Origin of the sequence: Oceaniovalibus sp. ACAM 378 (genome assembly GCF_008085915.1) — a bacterium.
GTDB lineage: Bacteria > Pseudomonadota > Alphaproteobacteria > Rhodobacterales > Rhodobacteraceae > Oceaniglobus.
The window spans coordinates 52,498-68,813 of sequence record NZ_VSJK01000010.1 but is presented as its reverse complement, the minus strand read 5'-3'; the positions used below and the strand labels follow the sequence as shown (position 1 = coordinate 68,813).

Sequence of the window (16,316 nt, the reverse complement as noted above, 5' to 3'; positions counted from 1 at the left end):
TTGATGGCCTCACTCTACCGGGGCGTGTGTCACGGTGAATCAGAAGGTTCCGGGATGTTTGGATTAAAGGCACGCGATCGCGAAGGTGCGCAGGCGTACTCACACCACGACAGGTCTTCCGTCCCCGGTGGCGGTATCGCCTCGGGGATTGTGGCAGGCACGCGGATCGCGACGACGATGGGCTGGCGGCCGGTCGAAGGCATTGTGGCGGGCGACAGTGTGCTGACCTTTGATGGCGGATTGCAGCGGGTCGCGCGGGTCGATCACGCCACGCTTTGGACATCGCAAACCGCCTGCCCCCGTCCGCTGTGGCCCTTGAAGATTCCGCCGGGTGCGCTGGGCAACAAGACCGAAGCGATGCTTTTGCCCGAACAGGTGGTGATGATCGAGGATGACATCGCCGAGGAGATCCTTGGCGACCCCTTTGTACTGATCCCTGCCGCCGCTCTGGATGGCCTGGGCGGGGCCCGTGCCGTGGCGCCCACAGGCACGATCGGGGTCGTCACCCTGTATTTCGATGAAGAACAGGTGGTGTTTGCCGATCTTGGCGTGATGTTTTTCTGCCCCGGCGTGCAACAGGCAGCATGCCTGACGCGGATTTTCGGCGAGGAAACCGACGTGCCCTATCGCCCGCTGCCGCTTCAATCCGCCGAAGCCCTGATTGCCTGTATCGAAGCCGACCGGGGCACCGCGCCCGCATTCTGGAGCGCGATGCCCGGCGAGATTGATCAGGCTGCGCGCGCCGACTTTTCGCTGCCGTAAAAGGTTTCGCCCGAGGCAGCCATGTCGCGCAGCATTTTCGGAGTGGTGAACCTTGGCCCATGGGTCTCGGTCAGCCGGTCACAGATTTCGACCGCCCGCGCCGCGCCCAGTATGTCGAGCCAGCTGAACGGCCCGCCCGACCATGGCGCAAAGCCCCAGCCAAGGATGGCACCAACGTCGCCTTCGCGAATGTCGGTCAGGACACCATCCTCAAGCGCACGCACTGCCTCAAGCACTTGCGCGAACATCAGGCGGTGTTGCACCTCTGACAGATCCGGCTGCGCGTCCGCCTCGGGGTAGCGCGACAGCCCATCCCACAACCCGGTCCGTTTGCCCTTGTCGTCATAGGCATAGAACCCGGCCTGCGCCTTGCGGCCCAGACGGCCCTCATCGGCCATCCAGAACAGAACGTCGTCCACTGCTTCGTCCGGGTACGCATCACCCATGGCTGCCTTGGTGGCTTTGGCAATCTTCACACCCAGATCGATGCTGGTTTCATCGACCAGTTGCAGCGGCCCCAGCGGGAAACCCAGCATCTTGGCGGCATTTTCGATCAATGCGGGGGTGACGCCTTCCTTCACCATGCGGATGCCTTCGTTGATGTAGGGGATGATACAGCGGTTGGCATAGAAGAACCGCGCATCATTCACCACGATCGGCGTCTTGCGGATCTGGCGGACGAAATCCAGCGCCTTGGCCACCGCCACATCGCCGGTTTTCGCGCCCTTGATGATCTCGACCAGCAACATCTTGTCCACCGGGCTGAAGAAGTGGATTCCGATATATTGCTCGGGGCGCTGGCTGGCCTTTGCCAGATCGGTGATCGGCAGGGTCGAGGTGTTGGTGGCAAAGATGCAATCGTCGCCCACCACGGCTTCGACCGCTTTGGTCACCTCGGCCTTGATGCCCATATCCTCGAACACCGCCTCGACGATCAGATCGCAACCTTTCAGCGCGTCATAATCCGTGGTGGCGGTGATCTGGGCGAGAACCTTCTCTTTCTTCTCGGGCGTCGCTTTTTTGCGCGCAATGCCCTTGTCCATATAATCGGCGGCATAGGATTTGCCCTTGTCCGCCGCCTCTTGCTTTTGATCCAGAAGGACAACCTCGATACCCGCCAGCGCGGAGACCAAAGCGATGCCGGCGCCCATCATACCGGCCCCCAGCACACCGACCTTTTTCACCGTCTGATCGGCGACATCGGGGCGGTTCGCGCCCTTTTCCAACGCCTGCTTGTTGATGAACAGACTGCGGATCATCGCCGAGCTGCTTGGGTCCATCAGGACATGGGTGAACCACCGCGCCTCGATCCTCAGGGCGGTGTCAAAAGGCACCATCGCGCCCTCATAGACCGCGCTGAGCAAGGCTTTGGCGGCGGGGAAAACGCCCTGTGTCTTGCCATTCACCATGGCAGATGCACCGACAAAGGTCATGAAACCGGCGGGGTGATAGGGCGCGCCACCCGGCATCTTCCAGCCCTTCACATCCCAGGGCTTGACGATATCGGCATCCTTGGCCGACAAAACCCAGGCTTTGGCATCTGCCAGGGGATCGGCTGAAACTTCATCGACCAAAGACGCGCCCTTGGCCTTTTTCGGGTCCAGCATCCTGCCTTCCAGCAACACGGGGCTGGCCGCCATCGCCCCCACCATCCGCGAATACCGCGTGGTGCCGCCCCCGCCGGGAAAAATACCCAACAGAATTTCCGGCAGGCCGATTTTTGCCTTTTCATTGTCGGTCATGAACCGGCGGTGACAGGCGAGCGCGATTTCGGTGCCGATGCCGGCACAGGTGCCATTGATCGCGCAGGCGATGGGTTTGCCGCCTTTGTTGGTCTTCGGGTCCATCCCCGCGCGTTCCAGTTTGCGCAGGATCCGGTGGCCGTTCATCGTGAAATCAAACAGGCCCTGCGCCGGGTTTTCGCCGGATTCTTCGCGGATCGACGCCAGCACGTTCAGATCCATGCCGCCCGCGAAATCCTTTTTGCCGCTGGTGATCACGACACCCTTGCAGGCGTCGTCAGCAAGGGCACGGTCAATCAGCTCTTCGACCAGCGCAAAGGCTTCGCGGGTCAGCACATTCATCGATTTTCCGGGCGCGTCCCAGATGATCACGGCCACGCCATCGGCGCCCAGTTCGTAGGTGAAATCGGTCATTGAACCTCTCCGTTTTTCTGTGTCGGTCGGGGCGCCGGGCGGGGGTCGCCCGGTGCTGTGTCAGTGGGTGTCGCGGTGGATATTTTAGTGGCCCGCAGTTTCAGCGCAGTCGGTGCAATCATCGCGCGGGCCTGTGGCGTGTCGTCTTCGAGCGCATACCGGCTTTCGGCAATCTTCCAGGTGTCACCGACCCGCACGGCCACGGAATAGGCCGGATAGGGCGTCTTGAGCCAGACGCCCCGGGCCAGCATGTGCGATTCATGCGCCCAGACCATCCGGTCGGGCCCGCTGAATTCGGCTGCCAGACAGAGGCGGATAAGATCCGTCATGCCGGTGGCGCGGAGATGGTTGCGGATGCTCTGAAACGTCTGGTGCAGGTCTTCCTCGGTTTCGATCACGGTGGTGGCCTCGAATGTCGACATCTTATGGGGCAGATGCACGATATCGATGAGACGGGAGAAATCGCCCGAATCTAGTGCCCGACCGGTCATGTCCAACAGATGTTCGGCAAGGGCAATGGCCTCGGGATCTCCCTTCGGCGCCGCGCATGGGGCTGCCCGGTCAGAAGGATTTTCGGCGTTCGGCACAGAAGCGGACATTGTTTCGTCGGCGGATTGGGCCAGTATCCGGGCCAGCGCATCGGTGCTGGCCAATGGGTAATCCGACGCGATCATCTGCCAGCGCCCATCGCGGTGGGCCAGCAGTGACTTTACCGGATAAGGCCCACGCATATGCACGTTGCCCTTCTTTATCCGGGTCACATGGGTGCCCTCGATGGTATCGTCATCGATAAACCGGGCTGCAGCCGATATACGGGTGAACCCGGTCCCGCCCGATTTCTGCAACGGGCTGCAAAACTGATCGAACAATGCGCGCAGGTCTTCAATGCCGGTCAACTCCTCCGTCCGTTCCAGAGTGGTCAGGCGATGCGGCAACCCGATCAGCGTCTGGAAAAGATCAAAGTTCCCGGCGTTATAAGCCGCATTGATCCGGTCAAGCAGATCCTGATAGATCGCGTGCGCCCGGTCCTGACCATCATCCCGGATTTTTCTGTTGAATCGACCAGTCACGGGCGGGTCGCCTTTTCGGTCGGAACACCTCTGCCTGACAGGACCGAAGGCGTTTCGTTCTTGAAGATCCGGTGCGAACAGCCATCCCTGCCGCTGCCCGCATCGGGCAGAAGTGGATCGACATCGCGCATTAGGGAAAGCAGGTTTTGCACTGACATCAGTTACCGCTTTCGGGCAGCGGGGTGCCGTTGCGGCGCGTGAAAACCGCGCGTCCATCGCCGATTTCGACTTTGAGATCATGATCGGAATAATAGGCGGTTTCATGCGGCGCCTTCGATCCGACGACCAGAAACCGTGCCTCGCCAGAGCTGCGATTGATCAGGCGATGACCGTTGGCGACCCCGGCTGGAAAGGCGGCGCAATCGCCCGGGCGCATTTCCGTCTCGCCGTCGTCCATGACCAGCGTACAGGTGCCCGCCATCATCATCACGAATTCATCCTCGTTCATGTGCCAATGGCGCAACGACGATTTCGCGCCCGCTTCTAGGATCACGATGTTCACGCCGAATTGCGTCAACCCCCCGGCATCGCCCAGCCGCAGCGAACTGCGCCCCGTCACCTCGGCGTCATGGGGGGCGGGATAGATCGTGGATGTCCTGCGCGGTATCGCAGTCAGATCGAGCTTCGCCATGGCGCTCTCCTGTTGGCGATCAGTGAGATGTCATACCCGTTCGATGATCGTCGCCGCACCCATACCCGAGGCGATGCACAGGGTCGCCAGACCCACCTCCTTGTCCGAACGCTCAAGTTCATCCAGCAGCGTGCCGATGATCATCGCGCCGGTTGCGCCAAGGGGGTGGCCCATGGCGATCGAGCCGCCATTCACGTTGACGACACCCGGGTCCACATCAAAGGCCTGCATGAACCGCAGGACGACCGCGGCGAAGGCTTCGTTCACCTCGAACAGGTCGATGTCCGAGATTGCCATGCCGTGATCGCGCAGGATCTTTTCCGTGACGGGCACCGGGCCGGTCAGCATGATCGTCGGGTCGGTGCCGATCTTGGCGGTGGCGCGAATCCGGGCACGGGGCTTCAACCCATGCGCCTCGCCCCATTCCTTGCTGCCGATCAAGACTGCGGCGGCCCCGTCAACGATGCCAGAGCTGTTGCCCGCGTGGTGAATATGGTTGATCCGTTCAAGATGCGGATATTTCATCAGCGCGATCTTGTCGAAGCCGGGCATCACCTCGCCCATGTCCTTGAAGCTGGCCTTGAGCGCGCCAAGGCTCTGCATGTCGGTGCCGGGGCGCATGAATTCATCCCGGCTTAGAATTGGCAGGCCGTTGATATCCTTGACCTCGACGATGGACTTGGCAAAACGGTTGTCCTCCCAGGCTGCGGCAGCGCGTTTCTGGGATTCGACGGCCAGCGCATCGACATCGTCACGGGAAAATCCGTATTCGGTGGCGATGATATCGGCGCTGATGCCCTGTGGCACGAAATAGGTCGCCATGGCGACCGACGGGTCGACGGCAATTGCGGCGCCGTCGCTGCCCATGGGAACACGGCTCATCATTTCGACCCCACCGGCGATATATCCACCCCCCGCGCCGCCACGCACCTGATTGGCGGCCAGATTCACCGCCTCCATGCCCGATGCGCAAAAGCGATTGATGGCAAGGCCGGGGATGCGTTCGTCCAGATCGCTGTCAAGAACTGCAGTGCGCGCCAGACAGCCGCCCTGTTCGCCCACCTGCGTGACATTGCCCCAGATCACATCCTCAACCGCGTGCCCTTCCAGCCCGTTGCGTTCCTTGATGGCGTTCAGCATCAGGGCGGAGAGGCGAACAGAGGTCACCTCGTGCAGACTGCCATCGGCCCGCCCCTTGCCCCGAGGACTGCGCAGGGCGTCAAAGATATATGCGTCGGTCATCTTGCTCTCCGGATTTTTGAAGTGGCGATCATTGCCCTGATATATGTTGGATTTCGATTGTTGCATCCCGGTTAGCCGGTTCGCCCGGTCAGATCGCGACGGTGAGGTGTTTTCGGGTGCCAGCGGAACACGGCCCTCAGGCCCGATCTGCCGGCGAACCCGGCATCAGTTCATAGGGCGGCTTCCAGCCTGGAAGGGCGGCAATATTGCCAAGCCAGCGGTCAATCTCCGGCCATTCGGCGCGGTCAAACCCAAAGGCCTCGGGATAAAAAAGATATCCGCAACAACTGAGGTCCGCGATGGTGGGTCCATCGCCGACGATCCAGCCGCGTCCGGCCAGATGGGCATCCAGCACCTTATATGCGGCCTGAAGGCGCCCCTGCATAAACGCAATCACCTCGGCGGGACGTTTGTCCGCCGGCAGGAAGTTCACCAGAAACCGGGTCATACCCGCCTGGCTGGACAGCTTGTGATTGTCCCAGAACATCCAGCGCAAAATCTCGCGCCGGCCCGCAGCAGTGTCGGCGCCCAGTCTGCCTGATTTTTCGACCACATAGTCCATGATTGCGCCCGACTGGGTCAGCCGATAACTCCCGTCGATCATCACCGGAGCCTCGCCCATCGCATTGACCTCGGTGCGAAACGTCGGTGTTCGCGTTTCACCGGCAAAAAAATCGACCTTCACCGGTTCCCACGAAAGCCCCGAGAGTTCGAGCGTCAGAGCAGCCTTGTAAGCATTGCCGCTTTCGCCAAAGCAATAAAGTCTGATCGTCATCCTGCCTCCTGTTTCTGACGTCGAGGCGGGGGTTTGACACCCCCGCACCCCCGTCGAGTATTTTCACAAAGAAGAAACCAGCCGGTAACGGAGCGTTAAGGTTAACGCGTCATGGTCGGAACGCGGTACAGGCTGGAGAGTCGATGGCCGCCAAAGGAGAAGCCGCTTCATCGCCGCCTGACAAGGGCACTGGGTAAGACCGACATGGCGATGAAGCGCACCTTTGGTCTTCTTCTTTGTCCAAATACTCCCGCCGGAGGCTCCTGTGCTTTCCGGTCGCGCGCGGTTACCTCTTTCGCGCTTCCAGTTCCGCATTGAACAGCCGCAAACGGGCCGTCAGGTTTTCTTTATGCGTGACGCTGTCGAAATGCTCGAACAGGAACGACAGCGCCTCGCCCTCGTCCAGTCCTGCCTCGGTCGAGAAGCGTTTCAACCTGCGATAGGCGTCTTCGGTCATGGCAACCGGCAGGCGGCGGGTCAGGCGAAAACGTTTTGGCATTGGCGGGGCTCCTGTTTTGCCCGAGGTTAGAAGTTTGCAGCTTCCAGTTCCATGACAGTTTCCGCTCCCGACGTGATCCGTGCCAGATGCATTCCCGTCGCGGGCAATTGGCGGGCCATATAGTACCGTCCTGTCGCGATCTTGCTTCGATGGAATTCGAGATCGGTCGCACCGCCCTCCAGCACTGTGAGTGAGGCCTTGGCCATCTTGGCCCACATCAACCCAAGGCAGACGTGACCGAAAAGGTGCATGAAGTCGTAAGAGCCGGACAGGGCGGCGTTCGGGTTCTTCATGTTTTGCATGAAGTACATCGCCGCCGCCTGCAAATCCTTGCTTGCCGCCTTGAGTGGATCGAGGAAGCCGGTTTTCAGATTCTCGTCTTCCTCATTCTCTTTGATGAACGTTTTTACCATTTCGAAGAACGCCATCACTGTTTTGCCGCCGTTCAGGCCCAGCTTTCGTCCCACCAGATCCAGCGATTGGATTCCGTTGGTGCCTTCATAGATCATCGTGATCCGGGCATCGCGAACGAATTGCTCCATGCCCGATTCGCGGGTGAAACCTGATCCGCCCAGCGTCTGTTGCGCCAGAACCGTCGTTTCGAACCCCTTGTCGGTGAGGAACCCTTTCAACACGGGAGTTAGTAGGGACACCAGCGCTTCGGCTTCGGCGTCGTCGTTCCTGCGCGCACGATCGATCAGGGACGCGCCCCAGAAGGTAAAGGCGCGCGCACCTTCAATAAAGCTCTTTTGGTGCAACAAGTTGCGCCGCACATCGGGGTGTACGATGATCGGGTCGGCGGGTTTTTCCGGCGCCGCGGCCCCTGTGACCGCGCGACCCTGCAACCGGTCCTGCGCAAACCCGACCGCGTTCTGATAGGCGACGACACCCTGGGCATAGCCCTGAAGCCCGACGCCCAATCGCGCCTCGTTCATCATGGTGAACATGGCGCGCATGCCCTTGTGCATCTCACCGATCAGATAACCGGCCGCGCCGTCATAGTTCATCACGCAGGTGGCATTGCCGTGAATGCCCATCTTTTTCTCTAGCCCGCCACAGGACAGGGCGTTTCGATCGCCAAGGCTGCCGTCTTCGTTCACCAGGAATTTGGGCACGATGAACAGCGAAATACCCTTTACGCCGTCGGGGCCACCCGGAATTTTAGCCAGAACCAGATGGATGATGTTGTCGGTCAGATCGTGTTCACCGGCGGAGATCCAGATCTTCTGGCCTGAGATCCTATAGCTGCCGTCGTCCTGCGGGTCGGCCTTGGTGCGGATCAGACCAAGATCGGTGCCGCAGTGCGGTTCCGTCAGATTCATCGTGCCTGACCACGATCCTTCGACCATCTTCGGCAAATAAGTCGCCTTTTGCGCGTCGGTCCCATGGGTGTGGATCGCGTTATAGGCGCCATGGCTAAGGCCCTGATACATGTTGAACGCCATGTTTGCGCTCACAAAAATCTCGCCCACCGCCGAGTTCATCAGATAGGGCATGCCCTGACCGCCATATTCGGGGTCGCAATCGAGCCCGATCCAGCCGCCGGCGCGCATCTGGTCATAGGCGTCCTTGAACCCGTCGGGCGTTCGCACCGCGCCGTTTTCCAAAGTGCAGCCCTGTTCGTCGCCCACCACGTTCAGCGGAGCCAGAACGTTTTCCGCCAGCTTGCCCGCCTCATCCAGGATCGCCGCCGTAAATTCGCGGTCAAGTTCGTCATAACCCGGGATATCGCTCTCGGTGATGTTCAGAACGTCATGCAGGATGAACTGCATGTCCTTGGTCGGGGCGGAATAGGTGGGCATGGCTTATCTTTCTCAGGCTGCCGCGTCGCGGATGCGCAGGTCGGCAAGCCGCGCCGCGCCCCGGTCGAGTTGGTGTTTCAGATCGGTGATCGCTTCGGTCAGTTCAGTGTGTTGCCGCTCCATATCCGCAAGGCGCTCTTGCGCGATGTCGTGGGCGCGGGTCAGTTGGGTCACATGATCGGGATCGGCGTCGTAGAGGTCGAGGAGCTGGCGGATTTCCTCAAGCGAGAATCCGAACCGCTTGCCGCGCAGGATCAGTTTCAGCCGGGCCCGGTCGGACCGGGTGAACAGGCGTTTCTGGCCTTCGCGGATCGGGAACAAAAGTTCCTTGGCCTCATAGAATCGCAGGGTGCGCGGGGTGACTTCAAAGAGATCGCACATCTCGCGGATAGTCATAACATTCTCGTTCATGGCGGTGCCTTTCGGAGTCGAGGCCGATGTCTGGGGCCACAGTTGTGGCCGATGACTGGGATGACGCCGAAATGCGATTGATGTGCAAACCTTACAAGAACAGTTGACGTTCACGTCAACGAAACGTGGCGTCACTTCGTTTGGCGCGAAACATCATACCGAATGACCCGACGGAATGCGCAATTTTATCCAATGCAAAGCGCTTTGGTTTGCGCTGGACCAGAGGTATGAAAGTTCGGGCGCACCCTGCCTGACGTGGGATTATCCGCCTTCGCCCCCGTCGGCAAGCGAGGTTGCAACTTGATCGCGGACCTCTTGCAGCTCTTCGATGGTGCGGAGCAGTTGCTGTTGTTCTTCCTTCAGCGTGTTCAGTTGCCGGTCGGCCAGACGAACCCATTCCTCCATCTGCGCGGCATTGCCCTGCTGATCATAGATCAGCAGCCATTGGCGGATTTCCTCAAGGCCAAATCCCCAGCGCCGCCCGCGCAGGATCAGTTTCATCCGCGCCACATCGCGCGCCAGATAAAACCGCGAACGGCCTTCCTTCTCCGGCTTCAGCAGTTCGATATATTCATAGTAGCGAAGTGTGCGCGGGGTCACTTCAAAACGGGCACACATCTCTTTGAAGGACAGGCGTTCGTCTGGCATGGCGGTTCCTTACATCCTTTCAAGTATTTCTCAGAGGATAGTGCAGGGACCAGCGGCGTTCAATCACCGGAGGGCTTGCCGATGACGGCGACGCGGCCAATAACAGAGCATCCTGAAAGGAAACTCCATGGCCGACGCCGATCCGACCGAACAATCGCCTGCACGATCTCCCGATTTTGCGAAACAGTACATTTCGGCTTTGCCCCATGCCATGGCGTTGGGAATGGAGCTGGTTCGCATCGACAATGGCGAGGCCGAGATCACCATGCCATGGGATGAGCGTCTGGTGGGCGACCCGAGAACCGGCGTGATCCACGGCGGGGCGGTATCCGCGCTGATGGACACCTGCTGCGGCGCGGCGGTGATGTCCCATCCGGATAACGCCGGAGGGACGGCGACGATGGATCTGCGGATCGACTATATGCGTTCGGCCACGCCCGGTCAGATGATCCGCGCCCGCGCCTGGTGCTATCACGTCACCCGCAACGTCGCCTTTGTGCGGGCTGAGGCGGTGGATGACGACGCCACCCGCCCGGTTGCCGCCGCCACCGGCGCATTCACCTTTGAACACAAGACCCCGAGCGGGGTGCAGGCATGAACCGCCCGCCACCTGCACGAGCCCGTCCGGAGCCTGTGCAGGTGATCAAGCAGCGCCGCGATGGCGCGCTTGCCGCGCTGACCGGCAATGTGCCCTATATCGGTTTTCTGGGGATTCGGTTCGAACGTCACGGTGACGAACTGACTGCGACCCTGCCATTTTCTGATATGCTGATCGGCAATCCGCTGTTGCCCGCGTTGCATGGCGGGGCGACGGCGGCCTTTCTGGAAACCACGGCGATCATCGAACTGGCTTGGGCGCTGCTCTGGCCCGAGTTCGAGGCAGGGCGAATCGATCCGACAACCCTTGGCCCCGACACGTTGCCACGGCTGCCGAAAACGGTTGATTTCACCGTCGATTACCTGCGGTCTGGGCTGCCTCGCGATGCCTATGCCCGGGCACGGATCAACCGGTCGGGCCGCCGATATGCCAGCGTGCATGTCGAGGCATGGCAAGACAACCGTGCGCGGTTGTTCGCGCAGGGGACCGGGCATTTCATCATGCCCCACCGCGCAGGGCAGGCCGACGCCGGAGATGACTGACACCCCGATCACCCATTCCCGGGTGCTGAAAATCGCGTTGCCGATCGTTCTGTCCAACATCACCGTGCCGCTGCTGGGGCTGGTGGATACCGGCGTCATCGGTCAGTTGGGGCAGGCCGCGCCGATCGGTGCTGTTGGGATCGGCGCATTCATCCTGTCGGCTGCGTTCTGGATGTTCGGATTTCTGCGCATGGGCATCACCGGGCTGACCGCTCAGGCCATCGGCGCGGGCGACAGCCCCGAGGTTTCGGCGCTGTTGATGCGTGCGCTGCTGGTCGGAGCGGCAGGGGGCGCGGTGCTGATCGCCGGGCAGGTGTTGGTGTTTGCCGGGGCCTTTGCGCTTTCTCCGGCCAGTGATCAGGTTGAATCTCTGGCACGGGATTATATGGCGGTGCGGATTTGGTCGGCCCCGGCGGCGATTGCGATGTTTGGCATCACCGGCTGGTTGATCGCGGCTGAACGCACACGGTCGGTCCTGCTGATTCAGGTCTGGATGAACGGGCTGAACGTCGTGCTGGATCTGTGGTTTGTGCTGGGCCTCGGATGGGGTGTGCAGGGCGTGGCATTCGCGACCTTCCTCGCAGATTGGAGCGGTCTTGCGCTTGGCCTGTGGGTCTGTCGCGGGGCATTTGCGCGGCCCGGCTGGCGCGATCCGGCGCTTTTGTTCGCCCGCGAACGGCTGCGCCGCATGGCCCGGATCAGCAGTGATATCCTGATCCGGCTGCTTCTGCTTGAGGCGATCATGCTGTCGTTCATCTTTACCGGCGCGGGATACGGCGATGCGACACTGGCCGCCAACCAGATCCTGTTGCAGTTTCTGGCGCTGATCGCCTATGGGCTCGACGGGTTCGCCTTTGCCGCCGAAACACTGGTCGGACAGGCGTTCGGCCGGGGGCGGGTCGATCTGTTGAAACGGGCGGCGCGATTCGCCTTCTTCTGGGGGTTTGCGGTTGCCGCGGTGCAGGCAGTGGCCTTCGCGCTGATGGGCGACGCGATCATCGACATCATGACGACCGCCGTGGATGTACGAGCCGAGGCGCGGCAGTATCTTTTATGGATCGCCCTGACGCCGCTGGCGGCGGTCGCGGCGTTTGTGTTTGATGGGATATTCGTTGGCGCCACGGCCAGCCGCGACATGCGCAACATGATGGCGGTTTCGGCGGCGATCTATGCCGTGGCGGTTCTTGTTCTGGCCCCGGCGTTTCAGAACCATGGGTTGTGGGCCGCGCTGATGATCGCCTTTGTTGCGCGGGGGGTGACGATGGCCCTGCGATATCCGTCAGTCCTGCGGGGAGCCGAGGCTTACAGCCAGTCGTTGCGCCCGGTGCCCACGGCATCGGCGACCGAGGAAAATCCGTCGCGCTTTAACAACAGGTCCAGCCCCCGGACGATGTCACTGACCAGCGACAACCCGCCATAGACCAGCGCGGTGTAAAGCTGCACCGCTGTGGCTCCGGCGCGGATCTTGGCATAGGCCTGATCCGCCGAGCCGACACCGCCGACGCCGATCAGGGGAACCGCGCCGTCGGTGAGCGCCGACAGCCGGGCCAGAACCCTTGTTGAGCGGTCGAACAACGGCGCACCCGAAAGCCCGCCTGCCTGACCCCTGTGCGCAGAGGTCAGACCTTCGCGGGACAATGTGGTGTTGGTGGCGATGATCGCGTCGACCCGGGCGGCCTGTGCAACCTTGGCCAGATCGCTCAGGTCGGTATCGCTCAGGTCCGGGGCGATCTTCAGGAACACAGGGATGGGCCGGTCCAGCGCGGCACGGGCGCGCATTACACCCTCCAGCAGCGCCGCCAAAGCCTCGGGGCCTTGAAGATCGCGCAGGCGTTCGGTGTTCGGCGATGAGACATTGACCGTGGCGAAATCCACATGGGCGCCACAACGCGTCAGCACGGCAGCGAAATCGGCGGCGCGATCGGCGCTGTCCTTGTTCGCGCCAAGGTTCAGCCCCACGGGAATACCGGGAGAGCGTTTTGCAAGGCGCGCGGCAATAGCGTCGGCACCGTCATTGTTGAACCCGAACCGGTTGATCGCCGCCTTGTCTTCGGTCAGGCGGAACAACCGGGGGCGGGGATTGCCGGCTTGCGGGCGCGGGGTGGCTGCGCCCATCTCGACAAAGCCGAAACCGGCGCGCGACAAGGGGGCAATCGCCTGGGCGTTCTTGTCAAACCCGGCGGCCAGACCAACCGGATTGGCAAGGTGCATCCCGGCCAACGTCACCGCCAGACGGGAAGAGGTGATCGGCCCGGGTCTTGGCCCAAGCCCGTATTGAACGGCCTTCAGCGCAATTCCGTGGGCCGTTTCCGGATCGATCTGCCGCAGCGCCGCAAGTGCCGCGCCTTCGGCAAAGCTCACACCACGCCTTCGGGCAGAGTGTGATCGTCACCGATCGGGCGCTGCCATTTGACATCGGCCAGCGACAACCCGCTATACAGGTGCGGAAACAGCGCGCCGTCGCGGGCCGGTTCCCACTTCAGGCTATCGCCCATCGCGTCGGCCTCCAGCGCCAGCAACCGCAGCCCGGTTTCTCCGGTAAAGTGGGCGTCCAGTGTTCCGGGCACCTGTTCGGCGGTGGAAAAGTGGACAAAACCATCGGCGACATCAACCGGCGCACCGGCAGTTGTTCCGATCTCGGACAGGGCCGCCCATTCGTCGGCCCTCAAAATCTTGTAAATTTGCATGGGGTGCATGTGCCTTGTTCGCGGTCCATGGTCAAGCGGTCAGGAACGATCATCCGGCCTGACGGTCTTTGTGGCGTCCATTCTTCTTTGACAGGTGGCCTGCGCCGGGCCAATCTGAATTTCAGAACGTTGTAACCAACTCTGGGGAATATCATGAACCTTCGTCTTTTGTCATCCGCCGCGATCCTGGCGCTGGGCGCCGGTGCGGCCAACGCCGAATATTCGCTGACCGTCCTGCATACGAACGATTTTCATGCCCGTTTCGAACCGATCAGCAAATACGACGCGGGATGTTCCGCCGAAGACAACGCCGGGGGCGCGTGTTTTGGCGGATCGGCCCGTCTGGTCACTGCAATCGCTGATGCGCGGGCGCGGTCGAACAACGCGATTCTGGTCGATGGCGGGGATCAGTTTCAGGGCACGCTGTTTTATACTTACTACAAGGGTAAGCATGCCGCCGAGATGATGAACAAGATGGGATATACCGCGATGACCGTGGGCAACCACGAATTCGACGATGGTCCCGAAGTGCTGCGCGGATTTGTCGATGCGGTCGATTTTCCGATCCTGATGTCGAACGCCGACTATTCGGGCGAACCGCTGTTGAAAGACGCGATCAGCAAATCGGTGGTCATCGAACAGGGTGGCGAAAAGATCGGTCTGATCGGTCTGACACCGCAGAACACCGATGAATTGGCCTCGCCCGGGCCGAATGTGATTTTCACCGATCCCGCCGAAGCTGTGCAGGGCGAGGTCGACAAACTGACCGAGCAGGGCGTCAACAAGATCATCGTGCTGTCCCATTCCGGCCTGAACGTCGACAAGGCAGTGGCCGAAAACACCACCGGCGTCGATGTGATCGTCGGTGGCCACGACAACAGCCTGCTGTCCAACACGATTGAGGGTGCCAAGGGCCCCTATCCGGTGATGGTCGGCGATACGGCCATCGTGCAGGCCTATGCCTATGGCAAGTTTCTGGGCGAATTGAATGTGACTTTCGACGATGCGGGCAAGATCACCGAGGCCATGGGCGAGCCGATCATCATGGACGGCACAGTGGTCGAAGACGAAGCCACCGTGGCGCGAATCAGTGAGGCGGCGATCCCGCTTGACGAAATCCGCAACGAAGTGGTTGCCGAAGCGACAGACGCCATCATCGGCGACCGCGAGGTTTGCCGGGTCGAGGAATGCGCCATGGGCAACCTGATTGCCGACGCAATGCTGGCGCGGACCGCCGATCAGGGCGTCACCGTCTCGCTGCAAAACAGTGGCGGTGTGCGGGCCGGGATCGACGCGGGCGAGGTGACAATGGGCGAGGTTCTGACCGTGTTGCCGTTCCAGAACACCCTGTCGACCTTCGAGACCAGCGGTGCAACGATCGTCGAGGCGCTGGAGAACGGCGTCAGTCAGATCGAGGATGTTGCCGGGCGCTTCCTTCAGGTGGCAGGGATGACCTATGCGTTTGATGCTTCTGCCGAAGTCGGCAGCCGGATCAGTGACGTGATGGTCGGCGGTGCGCCAATCGATCCGGCGGCGACCTATGGCGTGGTATCCAACAACTTTGTGCGCAACGGCGGTGACGGATTCTCGATGTTCCGCGAGGCCGAAAACGCCTATGACTTCGGACCGGATGTGGCCGATGTGCTTGCCGAATATATGGCGGCCAGCGGCCCGGTATCCCCGGTGATCGAGGGACGTATCGTCAAGAAATAATACCGTCACGCGCCCCGGGCCAGCTGAGGTTCGGGGCGCGATCCATCCTGTTTTGACCTTTCACGCCCGACATCGGGCGCGTGCTGACCCAAGGTGTCCCGATGTGCGGACGTTTCGCAGTCACCCTGCCGCCTGATGCGATGGCGCAACTGTTTCAGGCCGTGCCGGGCAACGACCTGCCCGATGTGCCGAATTACAACATCTGCCCGACCAACCGGGTGCATGTGGTGGTGTCGGATGACAGTCGCCGCCTGACCGCCATGCGCTGGGGGTTTTTGCCGCATTGGTACAAGGCAGAAAATGACGGTCCGTTGCTGATCAATGCCCGGGCCGAAACCATCGCCGAGAAACCTGCGTTCCGTGCCGCCGTGCGGGAAAGGCGCTGTTTGATTCCGGTGACAGGGTTCTATGAGTGGACCAAGGACGCCGAGGGTAACCGCCTGCCATGGTATATCCACGCGGCTGAAGGCGCCCCGCTTGCCTTTGCCGGTATCTGGCAAATGTGGGGGCACGATGATCCTGTTGCGACCTGCGCCATCGTCACCACCGCAGCCAATCAGCCGATGTCGGCGATTCATCACCGGATGCCGGTGATCCTGTCACCCGGTGACTGGCCGCTCTGGCTTGGGGAGGCGGGTCATGGTGCGGCGCCGCTGATGCGGGCGGCGCCCGACGAGCTTTTGGCTTGGCACCGGGTGGACCGGGCGGTGAATTCGAACCGCGCCAGTGGGGCTGAGTTGATTGCTCCCAACGGCGAGGGAGCAGGCGGGCATTTGTAAC

At 61.3% G+C, this 16,316-nt stretch carries 18 protein-coding genes; 6 read left to right on the top strand and 12 right to left on the bottom strand.

The features are described from left to right. Positions 1-54: 54 nt before the first annotated feature. Positions 55-762, top strand: coding sequence for a Hint domain-containing protein (locus tag FQ320_RS14595; protein ID WP_187393910.1), 708 nt, complete (start codon positions 55-57; stop codon positions 760-762). Here FQ320_RS14595 and FQ320_RS14590 read toward each other — a convergent pair. From FQ320_RS14590 to FQ320_RS14550, 10 genes are all read right to left on the bottom strand, one after another. Beyond that, complete coding sequence (locus FQ320_RS14590) at positions 729-2,918, bottom strand: 3-hydroxyacyl-CoA dehydrogenase NAD-binding domain-containing protein (RefSeq protein ID WP_148473508.1); 2,190 nt, start codon at positions 2,916-2,918, stop codon at positions 729-731. The two genes, FQ320_RS14595 and FQ320_RS14590, sit on opposite strands and share 34 nt — an antisense overlap. Next, positions 2,915-3,988 (bottom strand): hypothetical protein, encoded by a 1,074-nt coding sequence (locus FQ320_RS14585; RefSeq protein ID WP_148473506.1) that lies wholly within the window; start codon positions 3,986-3,988, stop codon positions 2,915-2,917. Before FQ320_RS14585 ends, FQ320_RS14590 begins: the two co-directional genes overlap by 4 nt. After that, positions 3,985-4,146: a hypothetical protein gene (locus FQ320_RS25690; protein ID WP_187393909.1), complete on the bottom strand. Its 162-nt coding sequence runs from the start codon at positions 4,144-4,146 to the stop codon at positions 3,985-3,987. The genes FQ320_RS14585 and FQ320_RS25690 overlap by 4 nt, the downstream gene beginning before the upstream one ends. Then, entirely contained in the window at positions 4,146-4,619 is a 474-nt protein-coding gene (locus tag FQ320_RS14580; RefSeq protein ID WP_148473504.1) for a cupin domain-containing protein, read from the bottom strand. The genes FQ320_RS25690 and FQ320_RS14580 overlap by 1 nt, the downstream gene beginning before the upstream one ends. Positions 4,620-4,649: 30 nt before the next feature. Then, the gene (locus FQ320_RS14575; RefSeq protein ID WP_148473502.1) at positions 4,650-5,861 is read right to left on the bottom strand and encodes an acetyl-CoA C-acetyltransferase; all 1,212 of its coding nucleotides are present in this window, start codon (positions 5,859-5,861) and stop codon (positions 4,650-4,652) included. A gap of 136 nt (positions 5,862-5,997) precedes the next feature. Further along, positions 5,998-6,636 carry a glutathione S-transferase family protein gene (locus FQ320_RS14570; RefSeq protein ID WP_148473500.1) on the bottom strand — a complete coding sequence of 213 codons (639 nt, stop codon included), beginning with the start codon at positions 6,634-6,636 and terminating at the stop codon, positions 5,998-6,000. Between the two features lie 286 nt (positions 6,637-6,922). After that, positions 6,923-7,135 carry a hypothetical protein gene (locus FQ320_RS14565; RefSeq protein WP_148473498.1) on the bottom strand — a complete coding sequence of 71 codons (213 nt, stop codon included), beginning with the start codon at positions 7,133-7,135 and terminating at the stop codon, positions 6,923-6,925. 26 nt (positions 7,136-7,161) lie between these two features. After that, a complete protein-coding gene (locus FQ320_RS14560) occupies positions 7,162-8,937 on the bottom strand; it encodes an acyl-CoA dehydrogenase C-terminal domain-containing protein (RefSeq protein ID WP_148473496.1) in 1,776 nt (591 codons plus the stop codon). A gap of 12 nt (positions 8,938-8,949) precedes the next feature. Next, positions 8,950-9,348 (bottom strand): MerR family DNA-binding transcriptional regulator, encoded by a 399-nt coding sequence (locus FQ320_RS14555; RefSeq protein WP_148473494.1) that lies wholly within the window; start codon positions 9,346-9,348, stop codon positions 8,950-8,952. A gap of 261 nt (positions 9,349-9,609) precedes the next feature. Beyond that, positions 9,610-9,996, bottom strand: a complete 387-nt coding sequence (locus tag FQ320_RS14550) for a MerR family DNA-binding protein (RefSeq protein ID WP_148473492.1) — start codon at positions 9,994-9,996, stop codon at positions 9,610-9,612. A gap of 127 nt (positions 9,997-10,123) precedes the next feature. On the opposite strand from FQ320_RS14550, the gene FQ320_RS14545 reads away from it, so the two are divergent. From FQ320_RS14545 to FQ320_RS14535, 3 genes are read left to right on the top strand one after another with little or no spacing between them, the layout of a single operon-like run. Beyond that, the gene (locus FQ320_RS14545; RefSeq protein ID WP_148473490.1) at positions 10,124-10,594 is read left to right on the top strand and encodes a PaaI family thioesterase; all 471 of its coding nucleotides are present in this window, start codon (positions 10,124-10,126) and stop codon (positions 10,592-10,594) included. Beyond that, positions 10,591-11,136: a PaaI family thioesterase gene (locus tag FQ320_RS14540; protein ID WP_148473488.1), complete on the top strand. Its 546-nt coding sequence runs from the start codon at positions 10,591-10,593 to the stop codon at positions 11,134-11,136. Before FQ320_RS14545 ends, FQ320_RS14540 begins: the two co-directional genes overlap by 4 nt. Continuing rightward, on the top strand, positions 11,129-12,556 hold the full coding sequence (locus FQ320_RS14535; RefSeq protein ID WP_148473486.1) for an MATE family efflux transporter: 1,428 nt from the start codon (positions 11,129-11,131) through the stop codon (positions 12,554-12,556). The genes FQ320_RS14540 and FQ320_RS14535 overlap by 8 nt, the downstream gene beginning before the upstream one ends. Here the strand turns inward: FQ320_RS14535 and FQ320_RS14530 are convergent. Both FQ320_RS14530 and FQ320_RS14525 read right to left on the bottom strand, forming a co-directional pair. Further along, the gene (locus tag FQ320_RS14530; RefSeq protein ID WP_148473484.1) at positions 12,439-13,497 is read right to left on the bottom strand and encodes a quinone-dependent dihydroorotate dehydrogenase; all 1,059 of its coding nucleotides are present in this window, start codon (positions 13,495-13,497) and stop codon (positions 12,439-12,441) included. The two genes, FQ320_RS14535 and FQ320_RS14530, sit on opposite strands and share 118 nt — an antisense overlap. After that, the gene (locus FQ320_RS14525; protein ID WP_148473482.1) at positions 13,494-13,823 is read right to left on the bottom strand and encodes a DUF952 domain-containing protein; all 330 of its coding nucleotides are present in this window, start codon (positions 13,821-13,823) and stop codon (positions 13,494-13,496) included. The genes FQ320_RS14530 and FQ320_RS14525 overlap by 4 nt, the downstream gene beginning before the upstream one ends. A gap of 153 nt (positions 13,824-13,976) precedes the next feature. Between FQ320_RS14525 and FQ320_RS14520 the strand changes: the two genes are divergently transcribed. Together FQ320_RS14520 and FQ320_RS14515 are read left to right on the top strand one after the other, a co-directional pair. Beyond that, positions 13,977-15,536, top strand: a complete 1,560-nt coding sequence (locus FQ320_RS14520; protein WP_148473480.1) for a bifunctional UDP-sugar hydrolase/5'-nucleotidase — start codon at positions 13,977-13,979, stop codon at positions 15,534-15,536. A 101-nt stretch (positions 15,537-15,637) separates the two neighbouring features. After that, on the top strand, positions 15,638-16,315 hold the full coding sequence (locus FQ320_RS14515) for an SOS response-associated peptidase (RefSeq protein ID WP_148473478.1): 678 nt from the start codon (positions 15,638-15,640) through the stop codon (positions 16,313-16,315). Position 16,316: the final 1 nt, after the last annotated feature.